Source organism: Janthinobacterium kumbetense (assembly GCF_023703445.1).
Lineage (GTDB): Bacteria > Pseudomonadota > Gammaproteobacteria > Burkholderiales > Burkholderiaceae_D > Janthinobacterium > Janthinobacterium kumbetense.
Genome location: NZ_JAMQGR010000002.1, coordinates 550,145 through 568,829 on the forward strand (window position 1 = coordinate 550,145; position 18,685 = coordinate 568,829).

The 18,685-nt window shown below is 64.2% G+C and carries 18 protein-coding genes; 7 read left to right on the forward strand and 11 right to left on the reverse strand.

The genetic code is table 11. From position 1 onward, the window contains the following. Window positions 1-101: 101 nt before the first annotated feature. The 3 genes from NCG91_RS09885 to NCG91_RS09895 are packed head-to-tail and all read left to right on the forward strand — an operon-like array spanning window position 102 to window position 2,195. Window positions 102-1,010, forward strand: a complete 909-nt coding sequence (locus NCG91_RS09885) for a LysR family transcriptional regulator (RefSeq protein ID WP_251349523.1) — start codon at window positions 102-104, stop codon at window positions 1,008-1,010. A 40-nt stretch (window positions 1,011-1,050) separates the two neighbouring features. Further along, window positions 1,051-1,527: a GNAT family N-acetyltransferase gene (locus NCG91_RS09890; protein WP_251349524.1), complete on the forward strand. Its 477-nt coding sequence runs from the start codon at window positions 1,051-1,053 to the stop codon at window positions 1,525-1,527. Continuing rightward, window positions 1,524-2,195 (forward strand): Dph6-related ATP pyrophosphatase, encoded by a 672-nt coding sequence (locus NCG91_RS09895; protein ID WP_251349525.1) that lies wholly within the window; start codon window positions 1,524-1,526, stop codon window positions 2,193-2,195. Before NCG91_RS09890 ends, NCG91_RS09895 begins: the two co-directional genes overlap by 4 nt. 66 nt (window positions 2,196-2,261) lie before the next feature. Here NCG91_RS09895 and NCG91_RS09900 read toward each other — a convergent pair whose 3' ends face one another. Both NCG91_RS09900 and NCG91_RS09905 read right to left on the reverse strand, forming a co-directional pair. Next, window positions 2,262-2,741 (reverse strand): FKBP-type peptidyl-prolyl cis-trans isomerase, encoded by a 480-nt coding sequence (locus tag NCG91_RS09900; protein ID WP_251349526.1) that lies wholly within the window; start codon window positions 2,739-2,741, stop codon window positions 2,262-2,264. A gap of 145 nt (window positions 2,742-2,886) precedes the next feature. Next, a complete protein-coding gene (locus NCG91_RS09905) occupies window positions 2,887-4,764 on the reverse strand; it encodes a potassium transporter Kup (RefSeq protein WP_077398475.1) in 1,878 nt (625 codons plus the stop codon). A gap of 238 nt (window positions 4,765-5,002) precedes the next feature. On the opposite strand from NCG91_RS09905, the gene rarD reads away from it, so the two are divergent. Beyond that, window positions 5,003-5,887, forward strand: coding sequence for an EamA family transporter RarD (gene rarD / locus NCG91_RS09910; protein ID WP_251349527.1), 885 nt, complete (start codon window positions 5,003-5,005; stop codon window positions 5,885-5,887). 97 nt (window positions 5,888-5,984) lie between these two features. Continuing rightward, window positions 5,985-7,652, forward strand: a complete 1,668-nt coding sequence (gene ettA / locus NCG91_RS09915; RefSeq protein ID WP_034752850.1) for an energy-dependent translational throttle protein EttA — start codon at window positions 5,985-5,987, stop codon at window positions 7,650-7,652. Between the two features lie 172 nt (window positions 7,653-7,824). Here the strand turns inward: ettA and NCG91_RS09920 are convergent, their stop codons facing one another. After that, the gene (locus tag NCG91_RS09920; protein WP_099665893.1) at window positions 7,825-8,406 is read right to left on the reverse strand and encodes a porin family protein; all 582 of its coding nucleotides are present in this window, start codon (window positions 8,404-8,406) and stop codon (window positions 7,825-7,827) included. Window positions 8,407-8,631: 225 nt separating this feature from the next. Between NCG91_RS09920 and NCG91_RS09925 the strand changes: the two genes are divergently transcribed. Further along, window positions 8,632-9,213: a molybdopterin-dependent oxidoreductase gene (locus tag NCG91_RS09925; protein WP_251349528.1), complete on the forward strand. Its 582-nt coding sequence runs from the start codon at window positions 8,632-8,634 to the stop codon at window positions 9,211-9,213. Between the two features lie 146 nt (window positions 9,214-9,359). Here NCG91_RS09925 and NCG91_RS09930 read toward each other — a convergent pair whose 3' ends face one another. Next, window positions 9,360-9,722 carry a hypothetical protein gene (locus tag NCG91_RS09930; RefSeq protein ID WP_251349529.1) on the reverse strand — a complete coding sequence of 121 codons (363 nt, stop codon included), beginning with the start codon at window positions 9,720-9,722 and terminating at the stop codon, window positions 9,360-9,362. A 265-nt stretch (window positions 9,723-9,987) separates the two neighbouring features. On the opposite strand from NCG91_RS09930, the gene NCG91_RS09935 reads away from it, so the two are divergent. Then, a complete protein-coding gene (locus tag NCG91_RS09935; protein WP_251349530.1) occupies window positions 9,988-11,442 on the forward strand; it encodes a sensor domain-containing diguanylate cyclase in 1,455 nt (484 codons plus the stop codon). A 1-nt stretch (window position 11,443) separates the two neighbouring features. Here NCG91_RS09935 and NCG91_RS09940 read toward each other — a convergent pair whose 3' ends face one another. Genes NCG91_RS09940 through NCG91_RS09970 form a run of 7 tightly spaced genes read right to left on the reverse strand, consistent with a single transcriptional unit; the run spans window position 11,444 to window position 18,522 of the window. Beyond that, window positions 11,444-12,286, reverse strand: a complete 843-nt coding sequence (locus tag NCG91_RS09940) for a Rossmann-like and DUF2520 domain-containing protein (protein WP_251349531.1) — start codon at window positions 12,284-12,286, stop codon at window positions 11,444-11,446. 9 nt (window positions 12,287-12,295) lie between these two features. Beyond that, window positions 12,296-12,883, reverse strand: coding sequence for a DUF924 family protein (locus tag NCG91_RS09945; RefSeq protein WP_251349717.1), 588 nt, complete (start codon window positions 12,881-12,883; stop codon window positions 12,296-12,298). 16 nt (window positions 12,884-12,899) lie between these two features. Further along, window positions 12,900-13,640 (reverse strand): MgtC/SapB family protein, encoded by a 741-nt coding sequence (locus NCG91_RS09950; protein ID WP_099665898.1) that lies wholly within the window; start codon window positions 13,638-13,640, stop codon window positions 12,900-12,902. After that, on the reverse strand, window positions 13,641-13,895 hold the full coding sequence (locus NCG91_RS09955) for a hypothetical protein (protein ID WP_077398459.1): 255 nt from the start codon (window positions 13,893-13,895) through the stop codon (window positions 13,641-13,643). Further along, window positions 13,895-15,718, reverse strand: a complete 1,824-nt coding sequence (locus NCG91_RS09960) for an aminopeptidase P family protein (RefSeq protein ID WP_251349532.1) — start codon at window positions 15,716-15,718, stop codon at window positions 13,895-13,897. The genes NCG91_RS09955 and NCG91_RS09960 overlap by 1 nt, the downstream gene beginning before the upstream one ends. 46 nt (window positions 15,719-15,764) lie before the next feature. Next, window positions 15,765-17,837: a DUF4132 domain-containing protein gene (locus tag NCG91_RS09965; protein WP_251349533.1), complete on the reverse strand. Its 2,073-nt coding sequence runs from the start codon at window positions 17,835-17,837 to the stop codon at window positions 15,765-15,767. After that, window positions 17,824-18,522: a Crp/Fnr family transcriptional regulator gene (locus tag NCG91_RS09970; RefSeq protein WP_099665901.1), complete on the reverse strand. Its 699-nt coding sequence runs from the start codon at window positions 18,520-18,522 to the stop codon at window positions 17,824-17,826. The genes NCG91_RS09965 and NCG91_RS09970 overlap by 14 nt, the downstream gene beginning before the upstream one ends. Window positions 18,523-18,685: the final 163 nt, after the last annotated feature.

Genomic DNA, 18,685 nt, shown 5'->3' on the forward strand with positions numbered 1-18,685 from the left:
GGATTCCAGTAGAGAAGCCGCCAGCATATTCCGAATCAAAATGGAGAAAAATGATGAATAATGCAGCTGACTAATGCCAAATACGACCGAATGGGAACGCCATGGATAAATTGCAGGCAATGCAGCTGTTCCGCCGCGTGGCCGAGCTGGGCAGCTTTCGCCGCGCGGCCGATGAACTGGACCTGTCGGCCTCGTATGTGAGCCGGCGCATCGGCCAGCTGGAGCAGGAACTGGGCGGGCGCCTGATGACGCGCACCACGCGCCAGCTGGCCCTGACGGAAACGGGCGCCGCCTACCTCGAGCACTGCCGCAAGCTGCTCGACGAACTGGCGCAGGCCGAGGACATGGTGGCCCACTCGACGGCCCACGTGACGGGCCGCCTGCGCATCAACGCGCCATTATCGCTGGGCGTGGGCGAGCTGGCCGAGGGCCTGGCCGATTTCATGGCCGAGTGGCCGGCCTTGCGCCTGGACGTCGACCTGAAGGATGAATACGTGGACCTGGCGGCCGCCAACTACGACCTGGGTTTTCGCGTCACCACGGCGCTCACCGATTCGAGCTATGTGGCGCGCCACATCCACGACTACCGCCTGCACATCTGCTGCGCGCCCGCCTACCTGGAACGCCACGGTCCCCTGCTGGCCCCCACGGACCTGACGCGCCAGCGCTGCTTCATCTACAGCCACGCCCTGTTCGGCAGCCGCTGGCCGCTGCGCCATGCGGGGCCGCACAGCGACATCGAAGTGCCGAACTGGGTGCGCACGAATAACACCCTGTTCATGCGCAGCCTGATCCTGCGGGGACTGGGCATCGGCATCCTGCCCACCTTTGTCTGCCGCGCAGAACTGGCCAGCGGCGCGCTGGTCGAACTGTTTCCCGACGTGGAGCGTCCCAGCCTGGCGCTGTTTGCCATCTACCCGTCGCGCCAGCTGGTGGCGCCCCGCGTGACGCGCTGCATCGAGCACCTGAAGCAGTGGTATGCGCAGCGCTATCCCGCGCCGGCGGCGTGAAGCCGGTAAAATCATGGCCACTCTCAATCAAGGATGACCCATGATCAGCTGGCAATGGAACACGTTCGACGAACTCGGCCCCCACGATTTGTACCAGGTGCTGGCCTTGCGCCAGCGCGTGTTCGTCATCGAACAGCAGTGCATTTACCCGGACCTCGATGGCCATGACCAGCAAGCCATGCATTTGCTGGGTTGGCAAACGGTCGACGGCGAACGCCGGCTGGCCGCCTACCTGCGCGTGCTGGCGCCGGGCGCCAAGTATGTGGAAATGTCGCTGGGCCGCGTGCTGACGGCGCCCGAGGCGCGCACAACGGGCGCCGGCAAGCAGCTATTGCTTGAGGGCATCGCGCGCGCCGAACGCCAGCACCCGGGCCACGCCATCCGCATCGGCGCGCAGCACTACCTGGAGCGCTTCTACCAGTCCTTCGGCTTTGTCACCGTCAGCGCGCCCTACGACGAAGACGGCATCGAGCACGTCGACATGCTGCGCGCCGTGCAGCCGGGCGCGGCGGCATGACGACGGCCCTGATTTCCTGGAGCGGCGGCAAGGATTCCTGCCTGGCCCTGTGGCGCGCGCGCAACGCCGGCACGAGCGTGCCGCTGCTGATCACGGCCATGGATGAAGACGGCCGCAAGTCGCGCTCGCACGGCGTACCGCCGGAATTGCTCGCAGCGCAGGCAGCCAGCCTGGGCGCGCGCCTGCAGCGCTATCACGCCAGCTGGGCCAGCTACGAGGAGCAATTCGTCGCCATGCTGCGCGCGGCGAAAGACGCAGGCATAGAACACGCCATCTTCGGCGACATCGACTTGCAGCCCCACCGCGACTGGGAAGAAAAAGTCTGCGCCACAGCCGGCCTGACGGCCCATTTGCCCCTGTGGGGCGAGGATCGGCGCGCGCTGGTCGATGAGTTCCTTGCCGCCGGCTTCAAGGCCATCGTCGTGTGCATCAATGGCCAGCACCTGCCGCGCGAATTTTGCGGGCGCGAGTTCGACGCCGCCTTCCTGGCCGACCTGCCGCCCGGCGTCGACGCCTGCGGCGAAAACGGCGAATTCCACACCTTCGTCTACGACGGCCCCGCCTTCAGCGCACCGGTGGCGCTGCGCCGCACGCAAGTGCTGCAATATGACGCACCGGCCAATCTGGGCGGCGCCACGTATTACTTCCAGGAACTGGCGCCCGCCTGAATCCGCCGCAAAAACAACAAGGGCGACTCCATGGAGTCGCCCTTTGTCCGTGCACCTTGCGCGTGCTTACTTTTTTTCCACTTTTTGCAGCGTGATGTCGAACACCAGGCCGGCGTAAGGCGGGATCACCACCGCATTCGTGACCCTGTCGCGGGTGCCGCTCACGCCATAGCCGAGGTCATACGGAATGAGCAAGCGGCGCGTGCCGCCTACCTGCATGCCGACCAGGCCGCGATCCCAGCCCAGGATCATTTTGCCGATGCCGAGGACAAACGTAAAAGGCTGGAGAGGGGGCGACGTTTCGAATTGCACGCCTTTGCCGTCCGGCTTGCTCGCGTCATACAGCCAGCCCGTATAGGCCACCGTCAGGGTATCGCCCGCCGCGGCCGCCGTGCCGGTGCCTTTCACCAGGTCGGGAAAGAGGAGTTCCTTCACTTGCGTATTCGGGTCAAGCACGACCGGTTTCTCGGTATTGGCAGCAGCGCCGCAAGCGGTCAGGGCCACGGCGCAAGCGAAGGTGGCGATCATTTGAAATACCGATTTCATGGTTTCCCTTTAAATATTGGTGTGTGGCTAAGCCCGTACGGTGCGGACCGGTACGGGCTGGAGTTTAACAGGACTCGCGTAGCCCATTTGTAAGCAGACGTAAGCACGGCAATAAATGTGCCTCGCTGCAACGTTGACACAATATCTATATTTCTACCTGCGTACCCAGTTCGATCACCCGGTTGCTCGGAATCTGATAGTAGTCAGCCGCCGTGCGCGCATTGCGCGACATGGTGACGAACAGGTGCTCGCGCCACGGCATCATGCCGGCACCCGGCGTCGAGATGATGGTCTGGCGCGCGATAAAGAATGACGTTTCCATCATCTCGAAGTCCAGTCCCTGCTGGGCGCACTGCGCCAGCGCGGCAGGAATGTCCGGTTCATCCTTGAAGCCGTAATGCACGTTGACCTGGTAGCACTGGTGGCCCAGGTCCACCACGCGCACGCGCTCCGATGGCGCCACCCACGGCTCTTCATGCATGAAGACGGTGAGGAAGATCACCCGTTCATGCAACACCTTGTTGTGCAGCAAGTTATGCAGCAGCGCGTGCGGCACGCCATCCGTTTCGCCGCGCAGGAAGATGGCCGTGCCGGGTACGCGCAGCGGCGGCGCGATGAACAGCGACGAGAGGAAATCGTCGAGCGGAATCGCATGCTTTTCCAGGTTCTGGAACACCAGCTGGCGGCCCCGCTTCCAGGTCAGCATGACGATGAACAAAATCGAGCCCAGCAGCAGCGGGAACCAGCCGCCGTGGAACAGTTTCAGGGCAGTCGCCGACACCAGGTTGACGTCGATGATCAGGAAAAAGCCCGTGGCGGCCCAGCACAGGGCCAGGTTCATCTTCCAGCGGTAGCGGATGACGAAGAAAGTCAGGATCGTCGTCGACAGCATGGTGGCCGTCACGGCGATGCCGTAGGCGGCGGCCAGGTTTTCCGAGGAACCGAAGCCGATGACGGCCAGCAGCACGACGGCAAGTTGCAGCCAGTTCACGGCGGGGATGTAGATCTGCCCGATTTCGCTTTCCGACGTGTGGCGCACGCGCATGCGCGGCAGGAAGCCCAGCGCGATCGCTTGCTTGGTCATCGAGAAGGTGCCGGAAATGGTCGCCTGCGAGGCGATCACGGTGGCCATGGTCGACAGGATCACCAGCGGATACACGCTCCACGCGCCCAGTTGCTGGTAAAACGGATTCGAGACGGCTTCCGGATGCGCCAGCAGCAAGCCGCCCTGGCCCAGGTAGTTCAGCGCCAGCGCGGGAAAGGCGATCAGGAACCAGGCCAGGCGGATCGGCTTCTTGCCGAAGTGGCCCATGTCGGCGTACAGCGCCTCGGCGCCCGTCAGCGCCAGCACCACGGCGCCCAGGGCGACGAAGGCGACGAAGCCGTTATTCATCAGGAAAGTGGCTGCGTGCAGGGGATTGAGCGCGGCCAGGATGGCCGGCGACTTGATGATGTTGACCACGCCCATGCCGGCCAGCGCGGCAAACCACAGCACCATGACGGGAGCAAAATAGCGGCCGATGCCGGCCGTGCCGTGCGACTGCACCGAATACAGGCCCACCAGCACGGCGATCGTCAGCGGCACCACGTAGGGACTGAAGGCGGGCGTGGCCACTTCCAGGCCTTCGATCGCCGACAGCACGGAAATGGCCGGCGTGATCACGCTGTCGCCATAGAACAGGGTGGCGCCGAAGACGCCGATCACCATCAGCGGGAAATGCCAGCGCGACAGGCGGCTGACGGACGACAGCACCAGCGCCATCAGGGCCATGATGCCGCCCTCGCCGCGGTTGTCGGCGCGCAACACCAGGGTCACGTACTTGAGCGAAACGATCAGGGTCAGGCCCCAGAAAATCAGCGAGACGATGCCCAGCAGGTTCTCGTGCGAGAGCAGCAGGCCGTGGGCCGGGTCGAAGACGGTCTTCAGGGTGTACAGCGGACTGGTGCCGATATCGCCGTAAACGATGCCGACGGCCGCCAGCGTCAAGCCGGCAAGGCCGCTTTTTTTATGTTCCGACGTCAAGGTTGCACCCGTTTTTGTTTTGTTGCATCGCACAATATGATAGGTATTAGCAAATAGCAAGAGTATTTTTGCATGGTTCCGCAGCTGCCCCAAGGTCGTGGTTTTGTGCCGCTCCGCCTTGCTGCGCGGACATGCGGCCATTGATTTGTTGCCATTCTACGCCTCGCCAGCGGCGCCGGGCAGCCCCCGATGTTTTCAGCCATAATGACAGACTGTCTACTCTCCAGCGAAGCCCATCATGAATCCAGGCATGCTCTACGCCTCCCTCGCCTTCCTGTGCTGGGGCCTGTTCCCCCTGTACTTCCACGCCATCGGCGAGATCGCGCCGCAGGAAATCCTGGCGCACCGCATGGTCTGGTCGCTGTTGTTCCTGGGCGTCGTGCTGACCGTGCGCCGGCAATGGAGCTGGCTGGGCAGCCTGAAGGCGCAGCCCAGGGTCGTGGCCAGCTTCGTCGCCAGCGCGTTTTTGCTCTCCGCCAACTGGTTCATCTATATCTGGGCCGTCAACAACGGCCACGTGGTCGACGCCAGCCTCGGCTACTTCATCACGCCCCTGATCAATGTCATGCTGGGCTTTTTGCTGCTGCACGAGCGCCTGCGCCGCCTGCAGTGGCTGGCCATCGGCCTGGCCGCCTGCGGCGTGGCCTGGCTCACTTGGCAGGCGGGACAGGTGCCATGGATCGCCCTGCTGCTGGCGGCCACCTTCGGCGGCTATGGCTTGCTGCGCAAGACGGCCGCGCTGGGCGCGCTGGAAGGCTTGTCGTTCGAAACCTTGATTCTGTTCCCCCTGGCGCTGGCTTACATGCTGTGGCTGGCGTGGCATGGCCAGAGCGGCTTCGTCAACACTGATTCCACCGCCACGCGCGCGCTGCTGCTGGCGTCCGGCCCCATCACGGCCATTCCCCTGCTGCTGTTTGCCGCCGGCGCGCGCCGCCTGCCGCTGGCCGTGCTGGGGCTGTTGCAATACATCGCCCCCACGGGCCAGCTCTTGATCGGCGTGTGGGTCTTCCACGAATCGTTCACGCCCGAGCGCATGCTGGGCTTCCTCGTCATCTGGACGGCGCTGGCCCTGTATGCGGCCGAAGGGCTGTGGACGGCCCGCAAGGCGCGCGCCGCCGCCTAGTCCTGCCCCTGGCGTCCGTTTCCGCAGCGCGCAGCGCTGGCCGGAAGCGGGCGTTTACCGTATCCTGTCCGTCTTTGTATATCACCCGAGATTTCTAATGGCAAATTACGTCTACACCATGAATCGCGTGGGCAAAATCGTCCCGCCCAAGCGCCAGATTCTGAAAGATATTTCCCTGTCCTTCTTCCCAGGCGCGAAGATCGGCGTGCTGGGCCTGAACGGCTCCGGCAAATCGACCCTGCTGAAAATCATGGCAGGCATCGACACCGACATCCAGGGCGAAGCCGTGCCGATGCCGGGCCTGAACATCGGCTACCTGCCGCAGGAACCGCAGCTGGACCCGGCCAAAACCGTGCGCCAGGAAGTCGAGTCGGGCCTGGGCGAAGTGTTTGAAGCGCAAGCCAAGCTGGAAGCCGTGTACGCTGCGTATGCCGAGGAAGACGCCGATTTCGACGCCCTGGCCACGGAACAGGCACGCCTGGAAGCGATCATTTCGACCTCCGACGGCGGCAATCTGAATTTGCAGCTGGAAATGGCCGCCGACGCGCTGCGCCTGCCGCCATGGGACGCCACCATCGGCGTGCTGTCCGGCGGTGAAAAGCGCCGCGTGGCGCTGTGCAAGCTGCTGCTGTCGAAGCCCGACATGCTGCTGCTCGACGAGCCGACCAACCATCTGGATGCGGAATCGGTCGACTGGCTGGAACAATTCCTGCTGCGCTTCCCCGGCACCGTGGTGGCCATCACCCATGACCGCTACTTCCTCGACAACGCGGCCGAATGGATCCTGGAACTGGACCGCGGCCACGGCATTCCATGGAAGGGTAACTACTCGACCTGGCTGGACCAGAAGCAAGCCCGCCTGAAGCAGGAAGAAGCGACGGAATCGGCGCGCCAGAAGGCGCTGCAGAAGGAATTGGAATGGTCGCGCCAGAACCCGAAAGCGCGCCAGGCCAAGTCGAAAGCCCGCCTGGCCCGCTTCAACGAGCTGTCCGAGCACGAATACCAGAAGCGCAACGAAACGCAGGAGATCTTCATTCCCGTGGCAGAACGCCTGGGCAATGAAGTCATCGAGTTCAAGAACGTGTCGAAGGCGTTCGGCGACCGCCTGCTGATCGATAACCTGAGCTTTACCGTGCCGCCAGGCGCCATCGTCGGCATCATCGGCCCCAACGGCGCCGGTAAATCGACCCTGTTCAAGATGATCACCGGCAAGGAAACGCCGGACAGCGGCGAAGTGGCCATCGGCCAGACGGCGCGCGTCTCCATCGTCGACCAGAACCGCGATTCGCTGGCCGACAACAAGTCCGTCTTTGAAGATGTGTCCGGCGGTGCCGACATGCTGACGGTGGGCCGCTTCGAAATGCCGTCGCGCGCCTACCTGGGCCGCTTCAACTTCAAGGGCTCGGACCAGCAAAAGCAAGTGGGCAACCTGTCCGGCGGTGAACGCGGCCGTCTGCACCTGGCGAAAACCCTGTTGATGGGCGGCAACGTCCTGCTGCTCGATGAACCGTCGAACGATCTGGACGTGGAAACCTTGCGCGCGCTGGAAGACGCCCTGCTGGAATTTGCCGGCAGCGTCATGGTCATTTCCCATGACCGCTGGTTCCTCGACCGTATCGCCACGCACATCCTCGCTTTCGAAGGCAACTCGCAGGTCACCTTCTTTGACGGCAACTATCAAGAATACGAAGCCGACAAGAAGAAACGCCTGGGCGAAGAAGGCGCGAAACCGAAACGTATCCGCTACAAGCCCTTGACCACGTAATTTCGGTCCGGCAACGCAAAAAGGCAGTTACCTCGCGGTAACTGCCTTTTTTTTCAGCATACTTCCAGTTTTTAAAACCGTAGCGAGCGGCAACGAATTGTGGCTGAGAAGCGGAGCTGTGCTATAGCACAGTGAGCATCGGAGGCCGCAAAGCGTACCGCGCAGTAGGTTTTTAGAAGTTGTAGCGTGCGCCCAGTGCCAGGCCGGTAGCCTTGCGGCCCTGGTCGGCGCTCTTGCCGAAGTGTTCCACTTCCGCCGTCAGCGAGACTTTCTCGTTGATCGCGTACTGGGCGCCGACGGAAGCGTACACGCCCGTCTTGTCGTTGCCGCTGATGCCGGTCGACAAGCCGGTGCCGCTCAAGCTGTTCTTGACCTTGGCCACGCCCAGCTTGCCGAACACGCCGACTTTGTCGGTCACGGGCATGGTGGCCTTGCCGGCCAGGTAGTAGCCGTGCGAATCGCTTTTCACGGAACCGTTGCCGGCGCCGGTGACATAGCTGTAATCCTTGCTGCCGAAATCGGCATAGCCGCCTTCGATTGCCCAGGTTTTATCGAAATCGTAACCGGCGAAGATCTTGGCGCCAGCCTTGTAGCCGCTGTGATTATCGGCGCTGGTGGCGCCAGGAATATCGAAGTTATAGCGGTTGCCTGTGACGCCGGCACCCACATACGCACCTTCGGCGTGGGCGGCGCTCATGCCGGTCAGTGCGGTAACGGATGCGATCATTGCAAACAGGATTTTCTTCTTCATCATGTTCTCTCTCTCAATTAGTGAATGGTGCCTGGATTCGCAGTTCAGCGAAGTGCGATGACTACACAATAACAGCCGAAAAAAGCTACGTCTTTCTCCATTCCGTAAGAACTGTGACAAGATGTAAGCTGACATTGCAAACTGACAATAACCGTAAAATGCGCACCGTTGAGCGAACTTAAGATAGACTTAAGAGCATTAGCTATTTTCAGTCCACAGGAGAAGTGCATGCACAAACGCCAGTTTCTCGCCGCCGGCATGGCCGCCGCGGCGCTGCCCGCCATCGCCCGGGCGGCGCCCGCCGGCCTGCGTGGTCCCGCCCTGCTGACCATCACGGGCAGCATCGACAAGCCGAACCGGGGTCCGTTCGACGCCGTGCGCGACCAGATGATGCACAAACAAAAGATCAGTTTTGAGCGGGCGCGGGCCTTCGACTTTGCGGCGCTGGCGAACTTGCCGGCGCGCACCATCCACCCCACCCTGGAATACGATGGCAAGGCGCATGCCCTGCGCGGGCCGCTGCTGGTCGAGGTATTGAAGGCGGCCGGCGCGCCCGAGGACGATGCCGTGCGGCTGCTGCTGCGGGCCGTGGATGGCTATGCGGCGGCGCTGACCGTGGCGCAGGCGCGCGCACAGCGCTTTATCGTCGCCACCCACCTGGACGGCCAGGCGATGGCGCTGGGCGGCCTGGGGCCGCTATGGGCGATCCACGATGCGGACCGCATCGCCGCCGTGGCGGCCCTGCCCCTGGCCGAACGGTTCGCCAGCTGCCCGTGGGCGCTGTATCACATTGGCGTGGAGGCGGGTTGACGCTACTTAAAACAACGCCAAACAAAACCGTAGCGAGCAGAAGGGAGAGGTGGCTGAGAAGCGGAGCTGTGCTAATGCACGGGGCCGCCGAGGCAGTGAGCATCGCAGGCCGCCTATACCGACGCGCAGTAGGTTTTGATAGGCGTTTAGGCGTAGGCTTCCGCCATCGACATGACGCGCGGCGAGATGGTAATGCCGTGTTCCTCGAACAGCGCCGTGATGGCCGCCAGGTTGTGCGTGCATTCCTCGGTTTTCCAGCCCTTGAAGATATCCGTGCCATCCTTCTGGAAATGCAGGTCCAGCACCTTGCCCGCATCCTTGTGCAGGTAGGGCGAACTATAGGTGTTCTCGAAGCCGAGCGCCTTCAATTGTCCCAGCAAGGCATGCGGTGGATGGTCGGGATCGGTGGCGAGAAAAATGCCGAAGGTCTTGCCCGGTGGTTTCGCGGCGATGTCGACCTCGTAGATGCCGGGGGCCTTGCTGACGGACGTACTCTTTAAAAATAACATACAACACTCCCTGCGCGTAATGTCCCGCGCCTGAAACGGGCGGCAAGACAGGGGCGGTGCGCAATGATTCCCCTCGTCAAATCTTATTGCTAATTTGCATCTTTGTCGACAAATCGGCACTTTTATTTGGTAAGTCGTGGTTATCTTGTCGCGTTCGCCAAGGTAAATTGTCAATAAAGCCAGTTATCATTGCGCCAATACCCGGCCTGCTGCATACTTTTGGCTTGCGTCACGATTGCCTTCCCGCCGGCCACCCCTCGTCTCCATGCGTCTTCTGTCGATCAAGTACCGCCTGCTCATACTCCTGACCCTGATCCTGGGTGCGGGCTTCATGGCCACCAGCCTGGCCAGCTACCTGGCTTCGCGCCAGGCCATCGAGCACGGCATCGCCGACCAGACCTTGCCATTGACGGGCGACAATATCTATTCCGAAATCCAGAAGGACATGCTGCGCCCCGTCTTCATTTCCTCGCTGATGGCGCACGACACCTTCGTGCGCGACTGGATACTCGCCGGCGAAAACAAGCCGGAACAGATCGTGCGCTACCTGGCCGAGGTCAAGAAAAAATACGGCGCCATCACCAGCTTTCTCGTCTCGGACAAGAGCAGCAAATATTACTATGCGGAAGGCACCCTGAAATCCGTCAGCCCGCAAGCCACGCGCGACATCTGGTACTACCGCGTGCGCGCCATGGACACCACCGACTATGAAACGAATGTCGACGTGGACATGGCCAACCGCGACAGCATGACCATCTTCATCAACCACCGCGTCTACGACTACGACGGCCAGTTCATCGGCGCCACCGGCATCGGCCTGACCCTGGCCACCATGAGCCACATCATCGACCGCTACCAGGCGCGCTTCCACCGCAACATCTATTTTGTCGACGGCGCCGGCGCCCTGGTGCTGGCAGGCAAGACCATGCGCAACGGGCACGGCAATATCCGCAGCCTGCCCGGCGTGAACGCCATTGCCGAGCAAATCATCAACCACCAGAGCGAACCGACGCACCTGTCGTACCAGCTGGGGCGCGCGCAAATCCTCGTCAACTCGCGCTTCATTCCCGAACTGGGCTGGTATCTGGTGGTCGAGCAGAATGTCAGCGACGAAGTCCAGTCGCTGCAGCGCGTCTTCATCTTCAACCTGGCCATCAGCTTTGGCGTCACCCTGCTGGTGCTGGTATTGACCCTGCTGACGGTGAACCGCTACCAGCGCCGCATCGAACGCATCGCCTCGACGGATGCGCTGACGGGGCTATTGAACCGCCAATCGCTGGAATTGCTGTTCCAGCGCGCCATGCTCTTGTCCAAACGCAACGAACAACCGATGTCCGCCATCCTCTTCGACATCGACTTCTTCAAGCGCGTCAACGATACCCACGGCCACCTGTGGGGCGACAAGGTGATCCGTGGCGTGGCCGACGTGGCGCGCGCCACCGTGCGCGAAAGCGACGTCATCACGCGCTGGGGCGGCGAGGAATACCTGGTACTGCTGAACAATTGCAGCCTGGCGCAAGCGGCGGAAGTGGCGGAAAACCTGCGCACCGCCGTCGAACGCCACGATTTCGGCCTGCCCGCACCGCAACTGCCCGTGACGATCAGCCTGGGCGTGACCGAGTACCGGCCAGAGGAAAGCGAATCGGCCTTCTTCTCGCGCGCCGACAGCGCCTTGTATCAGGCCAAGCATCACGGCCGCAACGGCGTGCACGCCGCCTGAGTCACTCCCCGCGCTTGCGCCTGGCCAGATCCTGCGTGGGCGCCACCAGCGCCCGGTACAACTCGCCCGTGGCGGCATCCCAGCTTTGCACGGCCAGCTGCTGGCGTTGCACGGTGGCAGAGTCGCCGCGCGCGATGGGGCCGGACAGCGCGGGCGCGGCGCCCAGGCGGAACACGTTCGCCACCGCTTCCGTCACCAGGGGCTGCGCCAGTTCGCGCGCCACGGGCTCGGGAATGCCGGCCGCCTGGTAGGCGCGCAAGGCGGCGTCGAGCACCGTCACCAGGTAATTGCTGGCGAAGACGGCGGCGGCGTGATACAGGGTCTTGGCGGCCGGGTCGATGGGCACGGGACGCGCGCCGATGGCGTTCAAGGCGGGCGTGAGGAAGGCCAGCGCCAGTGGATCGCCTTCGACGCCGCAAAACGTGCCGTCGAAGGTGGCGGCCACCTGCTGCGGGTCGGCAAAGCTGCGGATCGGGTGGGCGCTGGCGACAAAGGCGCCCGCCTGCGTGGCGGCCAGCAGCACGTTCGAGGCCAGCGCGCCGCTGCAGTGGAACACGATGGCGCCCGCCTGGCGTCCCTCGGCCACCAGCGCCGCGCAGGCCGGGCCGATCTGGTCGTCGGAGACGGCCAGCATGGTGACGTCGGCGCGCCGCAAGGCCGCATAGCTGGCGACGGGAGTGCCGGCGCCGATGAAATCGACCGCCGCCTGCGCCGACGCCATCGAGCGCGTCAGCACATCCTGCACCAGGATTGCTCCGCCCTGCGTGCCATCCACGCGGGCGAACAAACGGCCCAGCACACGGCCCACGTGGCCGGCGCCGATGATATTGAGGGTAACGTTCATGGCGATTTTCTAGAAGCTCGATCCCGGCTGGCGCAAAAATTCCAGCTCTTGCGGCGTGGAGGCGCGGCCGAGGATGGCGTTGCGGTGCGGGAAGCGGCCAAAGCGGGCGATCACTTCCTGGTGGCGCTCGGCGTAATCGAGCATGCCGTCAAAGCCGGGCTGCGCCTGCGACAGCAGCTGGAACAGCTCGACGGCGCGCGCCTGCATGGCCAGGTCTTCCGCGTGTTCGAACGGCAGGTAGGCGAAGGCGCGCAGCATCGGCGACAGCTGGCGGTCCTGCCCCGCGTCCGTCAAGGCGACGGCCAGCGCCAGCGCCCGGGCGTCGCCGGCAAAGGCGTGCGGCGTGCCGCGATGCACATTGCGCGTGAATTGATCGAGCACGATCAGGCGCGCCAGCGCGCTGTGCGGCGTGGTATCCCATGCGAGCAAGCCGCCCTCGATGGCGGCATCGATCAGCGCGCCGAAACGCGCGCGTATCTGCGCATCGAAGCCGTCATCCTTGCGGAACCATTCCACGCGCGACTGGCCGTAATCGGGGTTATCCGGCGGCAGGAACCAGAAATCGAGTACCTCTTGAGCCTGTGCATCCATGTCCATCCTCTCGGCATCCGTATCAATTGCGGGCATGCGACAGCTGGAAGCCGGCGATGCCTTCGAAGGCGGCCAGTTCGGCCGACATGGCCGACAGGCTGGCACCCGTGTTCTTGCCATGCGCGATGGCAACAAAACGCCATTCCTGCATGCCGTCCGTGCTGCCGATGGTCAGCGAGCCGCCGGCGATGTCGTAGCCGCGCTTGGCCGCCATGCGCCGCAGCGCATCTTCGCGCGGAATGAAATCGCGCTTGAAGCGCATGGTGATGGCCACCGCGTGGCGCGACGGCAGCCAGTTCTCCAGTTTTGACAGGAAAATCATCGCCATCGCACACAGAAAGGCCAGGCCCATGGCCGACAGATAAAAGCCGATGCCGACCATGATGCCGATCACGGACGAAGCCCAGATCGAGGCGGCCGTCGTCAGACCGCTGATATTGAAGCCCTCGCGCATGATCACGCCGGCGCCAAGGAAACCCACGCCCGTGACGATGCCCTGGATGACGCGCGTGGGATCGCTGCCGACGATGGCGCCATGGCCGCCGTACCAGAACTCAGGATAGCCGCCCAGCACCGTCAGCGCGGCCGAGGCCATGCACACGAGGCTGTAGGTGCGCATGCCGGCCGCGCGCCCGTGATACGAGCGCTCGTAACCCACCAGCAAGCCCAGCAGCAGTGCGCCGAGCAGGTTCAGCAGGATCACGCCATTCGTCGCCAGCTCGGCCGGCGACCAGTAGGCGCGCAGGAAGTCGATGGTCGGCATTTAGTCCTGGGGCTTTTTCGTCAGCTGCTTTTCAAACGCCACGTCGAGCTTGCTGACGCGGCGCGCCTTTTGCGGTCCCAGGCCATTCACGAAGGCGACAAAGGCGTCCAGTTCCAGCGGCGGGCACAGGGGCGGCAAGCCCGGGCCTTCCGTGAGGAAGAACAGTTCATCGCCCGTGCGCGCCATCGTGTACAGGCGGTGGCCGGTGCGTTCCTTGAGCCGCTCGATGGCGGACGTGGCGCGGGTCGAGCGCATCAGATGGCTCCCGTGCGCTGTTCCAGCCACGCCAGCGCAGGCGCATCGGCCGGCGCGGCCAAGTGCGGCGCCAGGCGCGCGCGCACGGTGGCGTGATAGTCGTTCAGCCAGGCCGCTTCGTCATCGCGCAGCAGCGAACGTTCCACGCAACGCGTGTCGATCGGGCACAGGGTCAAGGTTTCGAAGCGCAGGAATTCGCCGAAGGGCGTCGTCCCCGCGGGAACGTTCAGCACCAGGTTCTCGATGCGGATGCCCCACTGGCCGGGACGGTAGATGCCCGGTTCGATCGAGGTGATCATGCCCGGTTCCATGGCCGTCTGCGGCTCCGGCATGGCGGACTGCGAAATCGATTGCGGTCCTTCGTGGACGTTGAGGAAAAAGCCCACGCCGTGGCCCGTGCCGTGGCCAAAGTCGATGCCTTCGGCCCACAGGGGCGCGCGGGCGATGGAATCGAGCATGGGCGACTTCACGCCGCGCGGGAATTGCGCGCGCGACAGCGCGATCATGCTGCGCAAGACCAGGGTGAAATCGCGCCTGTGCTCGGCCGTGATCGCGCCGACGGGGACCACGCGGGTGATATCCGTGGTGCCGCCCCAATACTGGCCGCCCGAGTCGATCAGCAACAAGCCATCGCCTTCGATAGTGGCGGCCGAATCCGCATGGGCGTGGTAATGCATGATGGCGCCATGCGCATTGAAGCCGGCGATGGTGCCGAAACTGGGGCTGACAAAACCGGCGCGGCGGGCGCGGGCAGCCGTCAGGTGCTCGTCGACGCCGATTTCCGTCAACGGCGCGCGCTGCGGGTCGGCCAGGGTGCGATCCAGCCAGCTGAAAAACTCGCACAGGGCGGCGCCATCCTGCTCCATGGCGGCGCGCACGTGCGCCGCTTCGGCATCCGTCTTGCGCGACTTGGCCAGGGTGGTCGGGTTGATGGATTCGACCACCTGCACGCCATCGGCCACGGCCTGGCGCGTGCCGAAGGTGATGCGGCGCGGGTCGAGCAGCAAGGTGGCGCCGGCCGGCAAGGCGGCCAGCGCGGCAGCCGTGCGGTCATAGGCTGCCACGTCCACGCCCTCGCTCTCCAGGGTGGCGCGCAGGGCCGCCGGCACCTTGCCGTCGGCGACGAACAGGGTGGCGCGCTCGGGTCCCACCAGCGCATGCGCGAGGAAGACGGGGTTGTAGTTGACGTCGGCGCCGCGCAGGTTGAACAGATACGCGATGTCGTCGAGCGTGGAAATCACATGGTGGCTGGCGCCCTGGGCCGCCATGCCGGCGCGCAGGGCCGCCAGTTTTTGCGTGCGCGACAGCGAGGGATACGCGGCCGCATGTTCAACCACGGGGGCGGCGGGCATGGCCGGGCGATCCGGCCACACGGCTTGCAGCACATCGGTGTCCGTGCGCAAGGTAACCTGCTCCCCCAGCGCCTGCTGCAGCAGGCGCGCATTGGCCAGGCCCAGCACGGCGCCGTCGACGGCTACCGTCTGTCCCGGCCGCATGGTTTCGCCCAGCCAGTCGATATACAGCACGCTAGCGCCGGACGGGATTTTCTTCAGGACGATGCCGCTGCCGGCCAGTTCGTCTTCCGCCTGTTCCCAGTAGCGGCCATCGGTCCATACGCCGGCAAACTCCTGCGTCACGACCAGGGTGCCGACCGAACCCGTAAAGCCCGACAGCCACTCGCGGCCCTGCCAGCGGGCCGGCAAGTACTCGGACAAATGCGGGTCGGCCGATGGCACGATGCAGGCGTCGATGTGCTGCGCGCGCATGGCGCTGCGCAGTTGCGACAAACTGGAGGCGGGAGTGGCTTGGTCAGGTGTCTGCATGGGTGCGAAAATGGAGCGGTGCTGGGAAGTGCCTATGATACCGCGATTAGCAGCCGGGCTGCACTCGGTGCAGCGCCAGCAACACCCCGGCGGTAGCGGCGATTTTTTCCAGCAGCGCCTCGTCGTAAGGCAGCCACGGCACGGCGGCCAGCTTGTTCCCCTTCGCGAGCACCTCGGTCGCCACCTCGGCGCCGTCCAGCGTGACCCTGCCGGTGGTCAGGTGGATGGCGTGCCTGCCCACCATCAGGTAACGGGGCTCGAGCGCCATGCGCCCTGCTTCGATCTGCTGCGCAAACACTTGACGCAGCACGGTGCGCCGCATGCCCGCCATCGGCCCCGGGGGCAAGTTGGCCAGGTAAGACAAGCGCTCTTCGCGCTGCACGCTTTGCTCGTCTTCCACCAGCGCCAACGCGCTGGCGCTGACCAGCAGATCCACCGCGCGGCACGCTTCCGAATAGGCCACAGGCGCCAGCGGCAGCATCTGCGCGGGCGCCAGCCCGTTAGACGTGCAGGCGCCGCCCGCGCCTGGATAGACGCGTCCCTCGAGGCGCAGCAATACGCGCCAGGCGCCGAACCCGCGCGACAAGCCTTCATCGTCGTCCAGCCGCCAGCCTTCGCGGCGGGCCAGTCCCAGCAAGGCAGGCAGCGACAGCTGGTAACCGGAAAATGGGGCGCTGCCGTCGCCGGGCGGTGCATATATTTCACGATACACCTGGCGCAGCGGCTGGCGCACGCGCCGCTGTGTAACCAGCGCCTGCCAGGCGGCGCGCTGCTCTCCGCTGCCGTGCAGGGGATGCCACAGGCCGATCTCGCCTTCTCCCTGTAGCGGCACATCCGCCGGCTGCCCCCATGCATCGATGGCACCCTCGCCATCGAGCATGAAAGCCTGGCCGTCACCCGTGCGCCAGACCAGCGCGCGCGCCACCGTATCGATATCGGCATCGTCGCGCAAGGCGCGCCATTGATCCAGCCCCAGACGCACGTCGCTGGCATAGCCCGCTTCCAGGCGGCGCGCCAGCATGGCCTGGCGCCGTTTGCCCATGGGACCGGGCATGCCGATCCTCCAGGCGATATCGGGCCGTTCGGCCAGCGCCCGTTCGGCCGGTTTCAGATTGCGTTCCAGCTTCTTGCGGATGCCCGCATGGCGCACCTGCGCCAGCGCCGTGCGCAGGGCCAGCAAACTTTCCGGCGTGGGGATGGTTTCCACCGCATGGCCCAGCGCCATCGCCAACGACTGCGACGGCGCGCTCTTGGCCGTGCCGGGCGCAACGCATACCAAGGGCAGCAAGACGATGATCACGGGCCTGAACCATGCATCATCGCGATAGGCGGCGACCCGCGCGGCGCGCGCCAGCACCTGAGAGTCTGCCGTGGCAAAGGCGGCATCGGCCGCATACGGCACGCCGCCGTCATGGATGGCGGCGATATGGCGTGCCGCCTGTTCCAGTATCGTGCGCGCAAAATCGACATACGCCGCATCATCGGCCAGCACGACGGCGGGATCCGCCTCGCCGATACTGTCGCGGTTCCAGTGGCCGCTGTAGCGCGAGCCGGCCAGCGCCAGCAGGGACGCTTGCGCCAGTTGCGGCAGCAATTCCAATTCATGCAAGGTCAATGGCATCGGATAATGGGCGTGACGCTCCTCCATTGCCTGCGCAAATTGCGCAGGGGCGTCGCCGCCAGCAAGGCGCGCCAGCAGGTAGGCCTGGTAGGGGCACTCGGCCCAGCCCGAGGTTTTGCCGAGAATGCGCCGCGCCTGCCCCGCCGTGCTTGCCGGTGCCTCGCCCTGCAGGCAAGCCAGACAGCCAATGACATACTCCCATTCCCGGTTGTAATCGCCGGCCGCGTCCAGCGCATCGAGGAACATGGCGCCTGCCAGCGCCGGCGCCAGGTTCATGCTGGTCGCTTGTGCCAATAGCGCCGTCGCCAGCTCGCGCCGCGCCGTATCGTCATGGCCGAAGCGCGCCGCGCGATGCAACGCCCCCCAGATGGCGCCCAGTTCTTCCGGTGTCCAGTCGTTGAAATCGACGGGCGGCCCCGTGAATCGCGCATGCTCGACAAAGCCGCCATCGAGGCGTACGCGCAGGGCTGCGGCACGCGTGGTCTCAGATGGCATCATCGGCCTCGTAACGGCGCAAGCCTTCCAGGTCCAGCACGCGGATGCCGCCGTAATCGAGGCGCAGCAAGCCTTTCTTTTCCAGCACCTGCAAGGCCTGGTTGGCGCGCTGGCGCGAAGAGCCCGACAGCAGGCCGATTTCCTCCTGCGACAGCTGCACCAGCGTCTCCACGCCAGGGTACAAGTGCGAGTTGAACATCGACGCCAGGCAGCGCGCCACGCGCGTGTTCAGGTCCAGCAAGCGTTCGTTTTCCACCATGCCGATGAACTGCCCCAGGCGCTCGTTGAGCTGCATCAGCAAGAAGCGCGTAAACGGCAAACTCGTTTCCAGCAGCCAGTGGAAGGTGGCGCCTGGCAGGCGCGCCACGCGCGTGTCGCGCAGGGCCATGGTGTCGTATTTGCGGATTTCATTTTTCAGCAATGAACCTTCACCGAACCAGCTGCCGGGCGGCACGCCGATGAAGGTCATGGCCTTGCCGGAGGCGGAAAAGTTATTCATCTTGACCATACCGCTGATGACGCCGATCCAGTTGTCCACCGGCTCGCCCTTGCGGCAGACAAAGCCGCCTTTCGGCACGAAAGTCTCGAACACATCCGCTTCGACCCGGGCCATTTGCACGGGATCGAGCAGCTGCGCCCAGTTGGCCGCGCGCACGGCATCCTTGAGACTGATATCAGGGTAGGTCATTGTGCGATGCACCATCGAAAAGTGGGTAAATGTCCCCGAAAAGACAACTTGGCAAACTAACGCAAGCTACTATCATTGCACAAACGCCTTACACATAAAAAACACAGAGCGCCATCCAACGAGGTGGGGCCTGAGACAAGCAACAGGGAGACACTGGTGCAAA